The organism is Streptomyces panacea, assembly GCF_040560175.1.
Taxonomy (GTDB): domain Bacteria; phylum Actinomycetota; class Actinomycetes; order Streptomycetales; family Streptomycetaceae; genus Streptomyces; species Streptomyces panacea.
Genome location: NZ_JARJHW010000221.1, coordinates 1 through 11342 on the forward strand (window position 1 = coordinate 1; position 11342 = coordinate 11342).

Here is an 11342-nt window from a genome sequence, read left to right on the forward strand (position 1 = left end):
GACGAGCCGGAGATCGCCGACGAACGCGATCTGGCGGCCCTCAAGGACGCCTTCGACCGCACCCCGTACGCCCGGCGCACGCCCTACCGCGTGGAGGCGCCGTTCCAGCTCACCCTCGCCGGCCGGGTGATCCGGGGCCGTATCGACGCGGTGTACCGCGACGTCGACCCGCTGACGGACACCGTCACGTACGAGATCGTCGACTGGAAGACAGGCCGCGGCCGTACTGCCGACCCGCTCCAGCTCGCGGTCTACCGCCTGGCCTGGGCCGAGCAGCACGGCATCCCCCCGGACGAGGTCACGGCCACCTTCCTCTATGTACGGAGCGGCGAGTCCGTACGCCCCGAGGGACTGCCCGGCCGCACCGGACTGGAACGCCTCCTCCTCTACGGCAGCGACGACGGCACCGATCACATGGCCGCCCCCGACCACACCTCCGCCCCCACCCCTGGCGACCACACGCCAGAACCGCATCTCGAACGGCGAACGGCAGACGAGAGCACCCCCGGAGCCGGATAGGCTCGATGTATGAGCGAGACCCCGGACAGCGCCGTCCGTACGCACACCCGTGACTACATCCGCTCCCACCGTGCGGCCTTCCTCGACGACCTCGCCGAGTGGCTGCGCATCCCGTCCGTCTCGGCGCAGCCCGACCACGACGCGGACGTACGGCGCAGCGCCGACTGGCTCGCGGCGAAACTTCGCGAGACCGGCTTCCCCGTCGCGGAGATCTGGGACACCCCGGGCGCCCCCGCCGTCTTCGCGGAATGGCCGTCCGACGACCCCCAGGCCCCGGTCGTCCTGGTCTACGGCCACCACGACGTACAGCCCGCGGCCCGCGAGGACGGCTGGCACACCGACCCCTTCGAACCGGTCGTCCGGGACGGCCGGCTGTACGCGCGCGGCGCCGCCGACGACAAGGGACAGGTGTTCTTCCACACACTCGGCGTCCGCGCCCATCTCGCCGCCACCGGCCGCACCACCCCCGCCGTGCATCTGAAGCTGCTCGTCGAGGGCGAGGAGGAGTCCGGCTCGCCGCATTTCCGCGCACTCGTCGAACAGCGGGCGGCCCGCCTCGCCGCCGACGCCGTGATCGTCTCCGACACCGGCATGTGGTCCGAGGACACCCCCACCGTCTGCACCGGGATGCGCGGCCTCGCGGAGTGCGAGATCGAGCTGTACGGCCCCGACCAGGACATCCACTCCGGCTCCTTCGGCGGCGCCGTACCCAACCCGGCCACCGTCGCCGCCCGGCTCGTGGCGGCGCTGCACGACGAGCACGAGCGGGTCACCGTGCCCGGCTTCTACGACGGCATCACGCCGCTCACCGACACCGAGCGCGCACTCATCGCCGAGCTGCCCTTCGACGAGGACACGTGGCTGCGCGCGGCCAAGTCGCACGGCACGCTCGGCGAGGCGGGCTACTCCACCCTGGAGCGCGTCTGGGCCCGCCCCACCGCCGAGGTCAACGGCATCGGCGGCGGCTACCAGGGCCCCGGCGGTAAGACGATCATCCCGTCGTCCGCCCGGCTGAAGCTCTCGTTCCGGCTGGTCGCGGGTCAGGATCCGGACCGGATCGAGCGGGCCGTCGGTGACTGGATCGACAGCGGGATCCCGGCCGGCATCCGCCACAAGACCACCTTCGCCGCGGGCACCCGCCCCTGTCTGACCCCGCTGGACCATCCCGCGCTCCAGTCGGTCGCACGCGCCATGGGCCGCGCCTTCGACCAGAAGATCCGCTTCACCCGCGAAGGCGGCTCGGGACCGGCCGCCGACCTCCAGGACGTGCTCGGCGCACCCGTCCTGTTCCTGGGCATCTCCGTACCGTCCGACGGCTGGCACGCGCCCGACGAGAAGGTCGAGATCGACCTTCTGCTGAAGGGCGTGGAGACGACCGCCTACCTCTGGAGCGATCTCGCCGCCGCTCTCCGCTGAACAGACACCCATCCCATCCGGGGGAGTTGGAAGTACCAGTGAGTACCACCACCAGCGGCGGAGACTCCGCCGCAGACCGGCCGATCGTCCTCGCCTCCCACAGCGGCATCGACCGGGCCGCACACCATCGCCTCGACGAGGCGTGGCTGGCCGCGGCCTGGAGCCACCCGACGACGCGGGTCTTCGTCGTCTCCGCCGGTCAGGTGCTGATAGACGACACCCCGGACGGCCGCACCGAACTCGTCATGACCCCGTCCTTCGAAGCGCCCCTCACCGAGACCCACCGCTACTTCCTCGGTACGGACGAGGGCGGAGTCAGCTACTTCGCTCTCCAGAAGGACTCGCTGCCGGGCCGCATGGACCAGTCGGCGCGCCCCGCGGGACTGCGTGAGGCGGGGCTGCTGCTGTCCCCCCGCGACGCGGGCCTGATGGTCCACGCCGTGGCGCTGGAGAACTGGCAGCGGCTGCACCGCTTCTGCTCACGCTGCGGCGAGCGCACGGTGATCGCGGCGGCCGGCCACATCCGCCGCTGCCCGGCGTGCGGCGCCGAGCACTACCCGCGTACCGACCCCGCCGTGATCATGCTCGTCACCGACGAACAGGACCGCGCGCTCCTCGGCCGCCAGGTGCACTGGCCGGAGGGGCGGTTCTCGACGCTGGCGGGCTTCGTGGAGCCGGGGGAGTCGATCGAACAGTCAGTGGCGCGCGAGGTGTTCGAGGAGGCGGGCATCACGGTCGGCGACGTCGAGTACGTCGCGAGCCAGCCCTGGCCGTTCCCCTCCAGCCTGATGCTGGGCTTCATGGCCCGCGCCACGTCCTCCGAGATCACCGTGGACGGCGACGAGATCCAGGAGGCGCGCTGGTTCTCCCGCGACGACCTGCGGGTGGCGATCGAGTCGGGCGAGGTCCTGGCGCCGTCGGGCATCTCGATCGCGGCGCGACTGACGGAGCTCTGGTACGGAAAGCCGCTGCCGAAGCCGCTCGACTGACCGGAACGCGCAGGAGCCCCCGCCGACCGGCGGGGGCTCCTGCGATGTCGTGCCCGGCCCGTGGGCTCAGGCGCCGACCTTCTGCTTGACCTGCGCGAGGGACGGGTTCGTCAGCGTCGAACCGTCCGTGAAGAGCAAGGTCGGCACCGTCTGGTTGCCGCCGTTCGCCTTCTCGACGAATGCCGCCGAATCCGGGTCGTGCTCGATGTTGATCTCGGTGTACGCGATGCCTTCGCGGTCCATCTGGCCCTTGAGCCGACGGCAGTATCCGCACCATGTGGTGCTGTACATCGTCACGGTCCCCGGCATGTCTCTCGCGCTCCTCTGGCAGGCTCGAAATGTCTTCGCTGTGAGGTGAACGTACGTGACCTGGTCACCATTCCCGTACTTGTACGACCGACGTGCCTCCCCTGTGGACAAGTGCGACACCAGCCTCACGGGACCTGGCAGCATGGCGGGGTGACAGCAGCAACGCACTCCTCACTCTTCCCGCAGGATTCCGACGGCAGCCAGATCGTGGCACCGCCTCGCGACGCCGACGCGGTGCTCGACGGGCTCGACCCCGAGCAGCGCGAGGTCGCGACGGCGCTGCACGGTCCGGTGTGCGTGCTGGCCGGTGCCGGCACGGGCAAGACGCGCGCGATCACCCACCGGATCGCGTACGGCGTGCGGGCCGGGATCCTCCAGCCCGCCAGCGTCCTCGCCGTCACCTTCACCAACCGCGCGGCGGGGGAGATGCGCGGACGGCTGCGCCAGCTCGGCTCCGGCGGCGTCCAGGCGCGCACGTTCCACTCGGCGGCGCTGCGCCAGCTCCAGTACTTCTGGCCCAAGGTGGTCGGCGGCGAGCTGCCCCGTCTGCTGGAGCGCAAGGTCCAGCTCGTCGCGGAGTCGGCGGCCCGCTGCCGGATCCGGCTCGACCGCAACGAGTTGAGGGATGTCACCAGCGAGATCGAGTGGGCCAAGGTCACCCAGACCGTGCCCGCCGACTATCCGGCCGCCGTCGCCAAGTCCCACCGCGACGCCCCGCGCGATCCGGCGGAAATCGGCCAGATCTACGCGATGTACGAACAGCTGAAACGAGACAGGTCGGTGATCGACTTCGAGGACGTCCTGCTCCTCACCGTCGGCATCCTCCAGGACCGGCACGACATCGCCGACCAGATCCGCAGCCAGTACCAGCACTTCGTGGTGGACGAGTACCAGGACGTCAGCCCGCTCCAGCAGCGGCTCCTCGAACTGTGGATGGGCGACCGGGAGAATCTCTGTGTCGTGGGCGACGCCAGCCAGACCATCTACTCGTTCACCGGCGCCACCCCGGACCATCTGCTGAACTTCCGCACACGTCACCCGAGCGCGACGATGGTGAAGCTGGTCCGTGACTACCGCTCCACCCCCCAGGTCGTGCACCTGGCCAACGGCCTGCTGAATCAGGCCAGCGGCCGCGCCGCCGAGCACCGGCTGGAACTGATCTCGCAGCGCGACGCGGGCCCCGAGCCCGTCTACACGGAGTACGCGGACGAGCCGGCCGAGGCCGAGGGCACCGCGCGCCGTATCCGCGACCTCGTCGCGGCGGGCGTCCCGGCCGGCGAGATCGCCGTGCTGTACCGGATCAACGCCCAGTCGGAGGTCTACGAACAGGCTCTCGCCGATGCCGGGGTGCCTTACCAACTCCGTGGCGCCGAGCGGTTCTTCGAGCGCCAGGAGGTACGGGAGGCAGGCGCGGCCCTGCGCGGCGCGGCCCGCTTCGGCGGCAACGACTCCCTGCTGGACGATGTCGTCGATCTGCCGTCGCAGGTGCGGGCCGTGCTCTCCACCAAGGGCTGGACCACCGAACCCCCCACCGGCTCCGGCGCCGTCCGTGACCGCTGGGAGTCGCTGGCCGCCCTCGTGCGGCTCGCCGAGGACTTCGTACGGGCCAAGCCGACGGCGACCCTCGGCGATCTGGTCGCCGAGCTGGACGAGCGCGCCGCCGCCCAGCACGCCCCGACGGTCCAGGGAGTCACCCTCGCCTCGCTCCACGCGGCCAAGGGCCTGGAGTGGGACGCCGTGTTCCTGGTCGGTCTGACCGAGGGCATGATGCCGATCACGTACGCCAAGACCGACGAGCAGGTCGAGGAGGAGCGCAGGCTCCTCTACGTGGGAGTCACCCGCGCCCGGCTGCACATCTCCCTCTCGTGGGCGCTCTCCAGGGCCCCGGGCGGCCGGGCCTCCCGGCGCCCCACCCGTTTCCTGAGCGGTCTGCGGCCGGGTTCCGCGGCTCCGGGAACGCGGGGCGCCGGTGCGGCGGCTGGCAGCGCGGCCGAGCGCGGCGGCCGGCGCAAGCGGCGCGGCCCGGTGCTGTGTCGCGTCTGCGGCACGACGCTGACGGACGCGGGCGAGATGAAGCTGATGCGCTGCGAGGGCTGCCCCTCGGACATGGACGAGGCGCTGTACGAGCGGCTGCGCGAGTGGCGCTCCGACCAGGCGAAGGAGCTGGGTCAGCCCGCGTACTGCGTGTTCACCGACAAGACGCTGATGGCGATCGCCGAGTCCGTGCCGGGCGACGACGGAGAGCTGTCCAGGATCTCCGGCGTCGGTGGCCGCAAGCTGGAGCGGTTCGGAGCCGATGTCCTCGCCATCTGCGCAGGTGAGGAGCTTGTTGGAGAGGACGAGGAGAGCTGATACAAACTCGTCGAGAAAATAGTTTGCGCCCGCCCCGCGAATCACCATAGGTTCTTAACCACGGGAACGGCGGGCTTCTCCGAAGCCCCGTCCCCGTGCTCTACTTGTCCGAAGTGGTATCCGGATTTCGATACGCCGAGAGGAGGCGATTCCAGTGATCAGCATCACCAGCAAGTTCGTCAGCACCGCCAAAATGACCGATCTCTCGGTCGTCTCCGTCTGCTCTCTCGACGTTCTGCGTCCCGGCCTGCTCGCCACTGATGGATCTTCGTTCATCGCCACCGGTCTGTCCGGCGCCAGCGCCGGCCGGGTCAACCCCGTGACTCTTCCTGTCACGGGCGGCAATGAGCGACCGAGTAAGGCACTGGCAGCAGAAGTAGCAGCAGCGGCACAGGCCAAGGCCTATGAGTTCGCGGCAGTCGGTGCCGAATCGATGAAGCAGACGAAGCAGCACCACACGATGTGGGCCATCCGTGGGCCTGAACCCTGGAGTGATCCAGCCTGATTCATGATCAGGCCGGCGCCTTCAGGGCCGCGGAACCCCACCCGGGATCCGCGGCCCTTCTGTTTGTCCCGAACGGGACGGACGGAGCGAAGGGGCCTCGGGAGAAGCCACCACCCGGTACCAGCCGACACCCGGCCAACAGGCCGGACCGACCAGACGAGGAAGACACCACCGTGCAACTCGAAGCGCACGCCCCGTCCGTACCGCCTTCCGAAACGATCACCTCGCCCCGCGCCACGGAGGACTCCACCTTGACCCCGCTCACCGCGCTCACCGCGCTCGACGACGCCATCGAGAACCTCGGCGTACCCGTTCCCTGCCGTGCCTACGACCCGGAGGTCTTCTTCGCGGAGTCCCCGGCCGACGTCGAGTACGCCAAGTCGCTCTGCCGCACCTGCCCGCTGATGGAGGCCTGCCTCGCCGGCGCCAAGGAGCGGCGTGAGCCGTGGGGTGTCTGGGGCGGCGAGCTGTTCATCCAGGGTGTGGTCGTTGCCCGCAAGCGGCCGCGTGGCCGTCCGCGCAAGAACCCGGTCGCGGCATGAACGCCACCGGCACCATCGACCGCCCTTTCACGCACGATCCCAAGAAGCAGGCCCCAATGACCTCTTCCCTGCGAGAGCCGTCCGGCTCCGCCATTTCAGCTGTCAGTACCACCGGCGCGAGCGACTCGCGTCAGAACAGGACCCGCGAGATGCAACTCATCCCAGAAGCCATGGCTCGTGCGCATATGGCCGAGCGCCTGCGTGAAGTCGACGCGGAACGCCAGGCCGTGCGCCTGGTCGCCGCTCGGCGGATGCAGCGCCGCGCCGAGCGCGTGTCGATGCGTGCCCGCCGCGCGTTGGCCATGGCGGTCATGAACTGACCACCACCGGCCGGGCGCGACAACGCCACGAGCTCCAAGTGCCTCAGCCGCGGGGGCCGGTCCTCAAGGACCGGCCCCCGCGGCGCGTTGCCGGGACACGAGCCCAGCGACATAGCGACATCCGAAAGCTCGGCCGGACATTCCGGCCCCGTCGGACACCCTCTAGGCGCCCGCCTCGACCTCGGCCCCGGTCTCCTCCTCGACCCCGGTCTCCCCCTCGTACGCGAACTCGTCGTCCGGCAGGAAGCCCGGCAGCCACTCCTCCAGCTCCTCGCGCAGCCGCACCGTGGCGTTCAGCTGGCACAGCACTCCGATCGTGCTCAGCGTGACGCGATGGATCAGCAGATAGGCGGGCGGCAGATTCAACTGCTTCCCCAACTGGTGCGCCGGGGACCGCGGATCGGCGATCCGAGCCGCCTGGGCGCGCATCCAGCCCCGGCTGAAGGTGAACTCCTCCGCCTCCGCCGGCTCGATGATCGGCACCAGATACTCCAGCACCGCGTCCGGGTCGAGATCGATCGACTCCTTGACGAACCCCTCCGTGCGCAGGAGTTCGTACACCGTCTCGGCGTCGCCCTCCAGCGTCAGCCGCAACGACTTCCCGATCGTCTCGGGCAGCCCGCCCGGCAGCCGGTCCACGGTGCCGAAGTCGAGCACACCGAGCCGCAGTTCACCCTCGGCCTCCATGCCGTCCTCCCCGGCACCGGCGGGCGGCAGCAGCCGGAAGTTGCCCGGATGCGGGTCCGCGTGCAGCAGTCCCGTACGGGCCGGGCCCGAGAAGAGGAAGCGCGCCAGCAGCTGACCCGCGCGGTCGCGCTGCTCCTCGGTGCCGTCGGTGATCACGTCTGCCATCGGGATGCCGTCGATCCACTCCGTGACCAGCACCTGGTCGCACTGGTGCACCACGTCGGGCACGACCACGTCGGGATCGTCCGCGAACTCCGCCGCGTGCTCCCGCTGGGCCCGCGCCTCCAGCTCGTAGTCCAGCTCCTCCGACACCCGGTCGCGCAACTCGGTGATCAGGGGCTTGACATCCATGCCCGGGATCAGCAGACCCAGCAGCCGGGCGAACCGGCTCAGCTGCGCCAGGTCCGACAGCAGCGCCTCCCCGGCGCCCGGGTACTGGACCTTGACGGCCACATCCCGCCCGTCGTGCCACACCGCCCGGTGCACCTGGCCGATCGACGCGGCGGCCGACGGCTTCTCCTCGAACTCCAGGAACAGCTCACGCCACTCCTTACCGAGCCGCTCCGCCAGCACCTTGTGCACCGTGCTGGTCGGCATCGGAGGGGCCGCCTCCTGGAGCTTGGTGAGCGCCGCCCGATAGGGCCCCGCCACCTCCTCGGGCAGCGCCGACTCGAAGACGGACAGTGCCTGCCCGAACTTCATGGCACCGCCCTTGAGCTCGCCGAGCACCTTGAACAGCTGGTCCGCCGTGCGCTGCTGGAGCTCCCGGCCCACGATCTCCGCGGACTTGCCGCCGATCCGCTTGCCCAGACCCCACGTGGCACGACCGGCGAAGCCCAGTGGCAGCGCGGCCAACTTGGCAGTTCGGGTGACCGCCTTCCGGGGAAGATCAGACATGCGCCCCTCCAAATCCCAGACAGCCGAGCCGCGTACGGCGGTTACCCCACCATTGTGTCGTGCGGGGCGCCGGTCACAGCCATGCCCTCTCCCTTCAGTTCTCCGGCGGCCCCGCAGGGGCAGACGGGATGGGGCGCGATCCGCTCCGAACGCCAGTCGAGCAGGGGCAGCGTGGTCTCCCAGCGCGCACCGGTGCTCGCCGGCAGTTCCCCGTCCAGGAAGGACAGCGCGTGGGCGGCGGCGAGACCGGCCACGGTGGTGGCGAGCCCCAGGTCACAAGCCGGTGTGACCGACGCCCTGCGTCCCGACCGCCACTGCGCCAGCATCAGGGGCCACCCGGGATCCCGGCCGGTGCGCTCCTCGGTCAGACAGCCCGCGCACGCCGTGCCGCCCGGTAGGACCAGCGGGCCCACCACCCCCGTGGCCTCCACAACTCCCGCGTAAAGATGAGGAGTCCCGGTGGCGATCCAGCGCTCGGCGGACGCCGGATCCGGGGCGTAGGCCGCGAGCCCGTCCCGTGGGGCGACGATCACCAGCGACAGCCCCGCCCCGCCACCGCTCGACAGGGCCGCCCGCGCGTCGGCCCGCTCGGACTTCTCCGCCGCTCGCCCACCCGGCATGTCGTCGACGGCCCCCGCCTCCGCCCCACCCGGATCGGCCCCCGCCGCTCTGCCGGATCTGCCCGGAGCCGAGCGTCGCACCAGCAGCCGGGCGGCCACGTCCCTGCGCTCACCCACCGATTCCGCGGGCAGCCCGCCAGGCGCCACGTCCCATGCCTGGGTGAGCCCACTGTCCAGCACATCCACCCGGCCCACCCCGGAGGCCGAGAGCGTGGCGGCGATAGCCGCACCGACCCGGCCCGCCCCGCGCACCTGGACGCGCATGGTGCGCCGCGCCGCCAGCCGCTCCAGTGCCGCGCCCGGCTCCCGGTGAGTGACGGACAGTGACGCCAGATCCGCCCGCAACCGGTCGAGCTCGACCTTTCGATTCCGTAACGCTTCGGCGGCCCGTCCTCCCGCCGTGCTGTCGTCCAACAATCCCGCCGCCGCGAGCCGGTCCACGAGCGCGTCCGCCTTGCCGTCCGGCAACCCCAGGCTCCGCGCCTCGTCCCGCAGCAGCGCGAGCCCCCGCGTGCCGTCGAGCAGGTCGAGAAAACTGCCCGTGGCCGTATCGACCGGGCCCACCACCACCGCGTGCGCGGGTGTGATTCCGAACTGCACCGTCTGCCGCTCCCGCCAAGCCCGGCGCAGCGCGGGCTTCACCATTGGATGCATATCCGTCTCCCCCCGTGATGCCTGTCGTGCGATCCGATTCCAGAATGCAGGGAACCGGTGAGAGCTGCGGAGAGTTATCCACAGGCGTGGGGAATTAGCCGTTCAAATGACAGGTGTATGGAGTGGATCAAGATCGAATGGTCTCCGCGACGGGACGTCCCAGACTGACAGCGGGTAACGTCGAGACGTGTCCGCCGACCCTTCCCCTCGCGTTGCGGGGGAATCCCCGTTGCACCGCGCCGGAAGCGAGGAGCGCGGCGTGACCGGCCGCCCGCAGCGCGGCACGACCACGAGCGCCGTCGAGGTCCGCAGGAGCGCCCGGCGCAACAGGACGGTCTCGGCCTACCGCGAGGGCGACCGCACCATCGTGCTCATCCCGGCCCGGATGTCGGAGGCCGAGGAGCGACGCTGGGTGACCGTGATGCTCGACAAACTCGCGGCCCAGGAGAGCAGGCGCATCCTCGGCGACAGCGATCTCACCGAGCGCGCCAAGCGGCTGTCCGAGCAGTACTTCGACAGCCGGGCCCGCCCCACGTCCGTCCGGTGGGTCACCAACCAGAACACCCGCTGGGGCTCCTGCACCCCGGCCGAGGGCAGCATCCGCCTCTCGCACCGCCTGCAGGGCATGCCCGAGTACGTCGTCGACTACGTGCTCGTCCACGAACTCGCCCACCTGCTCGTGCCGGGGCACGGCCCGCGCTTCTGGGAGTTGCTGGAGGCGTACCCCCGTACCGAACGGGCCCGCGGCTACCTCGAAGGGGTCGTCGCCGCCGAGCGGTTGCCGCATCTGCCCACCGCTCCCGAAGAGTGATGACGCCCCTTCGGTGATCGTGTACCGAACCTGTACCGGCTTGGCTCAATGTCGGACTCAGCCGTTAGCCTGACGCGACGTGTTCAGTTCGGGATGGGGGACGGTCGTTACGTATGGCGAGGGAATTCCAACGCGGCCACAAGGCCAAGATCAGTGACCTCACGCCGGGGACGGATCTGTACGTAGGTGTGCAGATCGCGGCACCCGGCTTGACGTTCGACATCAGCTGTTTCGGCCTCGATGCCAATGAACAGCTCTCGGACGACCGGTATTTCATCTTCTTCAATCAGCCGAAGTCTCCCGAGGAATCCGTCCAGTTGCTGGGCGCGCAGTCGGGGGACACCGAATCCTTCCGCGTCACCCTCGACCGCATTCCGGCGAACATCCACCGGCTCTCCTTCACCGCCACCGTCGACGGCGCCGGGCAGATGTCCCAGGTGGGTCCCGGATACATTCGGATAGTCGCGGGCGGCGAAGAAGTCGTCCGATACGCGTTCAACGGCTCCGAGTTCAGCACCGAACGCGCGGTGATGCTCGGAGACTTCTACCTCAAGGACGTCTGGCGGTTCGCCGCCGTCGGCCAAGGCTTCGACGGCGGACTCGACGCGCTGCTCAAGAACTTCGGCGGGGAGGTCGCCGAGGAGGAGCCGGCCGCGGCCCAGCCACCCGCCGGCGGAGCCGTACCGTCGTTCGCCCCGCCGCCCGGCGGCGCCGCGCCCGC

General features: G+C 70.4%; 12 protein-coding genes. 9 read left to right on the forward strand and 3 right to left on the reverse strand.

Going from position 1 to position 11342, the window contains the following annotated elements:
- From P3L51_RS31970 to nudC, 3 genes are all read left to right on the forward strand, one after another.
- Nucleotides 1-519: PD-(D/E)XK nuclease family protein (locus P3L51_RS31970; RefSeq protein WP_354608828.1), on the forward strand; the 519-nt coding region annotated here is incomplete at its 5' end.
- 9 nt (nt 520-528) lie between these two features.
- Nucleotides 529-1935, forward strand: coding sequence for a dipeptidase (locus P3L51_RS31975; RefSeq protein ID WP_354608829.1), 1407 nt, complete (start codon nt 529-531; stop codon nt 1933-1935).
- Between the two features lie 38 nt (nt 1936-1973).
- On the forward strand, nt 1974-2924 hold the full coding sequence (gene nudC, locus P3L51_RS31980) for an NAD(+) diphosphatase (RefSeq protein WP_354608830.1): 951 nt from the start codon (nt 1974-1976) through the stop codon (nt 2922-2924).
- 66 nt (nt 2925-2990) lie between these two features.
- Here nudC and P3L51_RS31985 read toward each other — a convergent pair whose 3' ends face one another.
- Nucleotides 2991-3233 carry a mycoredoxin gene (locus P3L51_RS31985; RefSeq protein WP_354608831.1) on the reverse strand — a complete coding sequence of 81 codons (243 nt, stop codon included), beginning with the start codon at nt 3231-3233 and terminating at the stop codon, nt 2991-2993.
- 150 nt (nt 3234-3383) lie between these two features.
- Here P3L51_RS31985 and P3L51_RS31990 point away from each other — a divergent pair, with 150 nt between their 5' ends.
- The 4 genes from P3L51_RS31990 (at nt 3384) to P3L51_RS32005 (ending at nt 6952) form a co-directional block, all read left to right on the forward strand.
- Nucleotides 3384-5585, forward strand: a complete 2202-nt coding sequence (locus P3L51_RS31990; protein WP_354608832.1) for an ATP-dependent DNA helicase UvrD2 — start codon at nt 3384-3386, stop codon at nt 5583-5585.
- 154 nt (nt 5586-5739) lie between these two features.
- Nucleotides 5740-6090 carry a hypothetical protein gene (locus P3L51_RS31995; RefSeq protein ID WP_354608833.1) on the forward strand — a complete coding sequence of 117 codons (351 nt, stop codon included), beginning with the start codon at nt 5740-5742 and terminating at the stop codon, nt 6088-6090.
- Nucleotides 6091-6263: 173 nt separating this feature from the next.
- Complete coding sequence (locus P3L51_RS32000; protein ID WP_354608834.1) at nt 6264-6632, forward strand: WhiB family transcriptional regulator; 369 nt, start codon at nt 6264-6266, stop codon at nt 6630-6632.
- Entirely contained in the window at nt 6629-6952 is a 324-nt protein-coding gene (locus P3L51_RS32005) for a putative WhiB-interacting protein (RefSeq protein ID WP_354608835.1), read from the forward strand. The genes P3L51_RS32000 and P3L51_RS32005 overlap by 4 nt, the downstream gene beginning before the upstream one ends.
- Nucleotides 6953-7114: 162 nt before the next feature.
- Here P3L51_RS32005 and P3L51_RS32010 read toward each other — a convergent pair whose 3' ends face one another.
- Nucleotides 7115-8536: an ABC1 kinase family protein gene (locus P3L51_RS32010; protein ID WP_354608836.1), complete on the reverse strand. Its 1422-nt coding sequence runs from the start codon at nt 8534-8536 to the stop codon at nt 7115-7117.
- A 41-nt stretch (nt 8537-8577) separates the two neighbouring features.
- Nucleotides 8578-9810, reverse strand: coding sequence for a ThiF family adenylyltransferase (locus P3L51_RS32015; protein WP_354608837.1), 1233 nt, complete (start codon nt 9808-9810; stop codon nt 8578-8580).
- A gap of 187 nt (nt 9811-9997) precedes the next feature.
- Between P3L51_RS32015 and P3L51_RS32020 the strand changes: the two genes are divergently transcribed.
- Nucleotides 9998-10621, forward strand: a complete 624-nt coding sequence (locus tag P3L51_RS32020) for a M48 metallopeptidase family protein (RefSeq protein ID WP_354608838.1) — start codon at nt 9998-10000, stop codon at nt 10619-10621.
- A gap of 113 nt (nt 10622-10734) precedes the next feature.
- The coding region (locus tag P3L51_RS32025) for a TerD family protein (protein WP_354608839.1) at nt 10735-11342 on the forward strand (608 nt) is incomplete at its 3' end.

What these genes read in the sequence shown, in the direction of transcription:
- P3L51_RS32015 (WP_354608837.1), bottom strand. Translation starts at nt 9,810, where the DNA reads ATGCATCCAATGGTGAAGCCCGCGCTGCGCCGGGCTTGGCGGGAGCGG.
- P3L51_RS32005 (WP_354608835.1), top strand. Translation starts at nt 6,629, where the DNA reads ATGAACGCCACCGGCACCATCGACCGCCCTTTCACGCACGATCCCAAG.
- P3L51_RS31985 (WP_354608831.1), bottom strand. Translation starts at nt 3,233, where the DNA reads ATGCCGGGGACCGTGACGATGTACAGCACCACATGGTGCGGATACTGC.
- P3L51_RS31975 (WP_354608829.1), top strand. Translation starts at nt 529, where the DNA reads ATGAGCGAGACCCCGGACAGCGCCGTCCGTACGCACACCCGTGACTAC.
- P3L51_RS32010 (WP_354608836.1), bottom strand. Translation starts at nt 8,536, where the DNA reads ATGTCTGATCTTCCCCGGAAGGCGGTCACCCGAACTGCCAAGTTGGCC.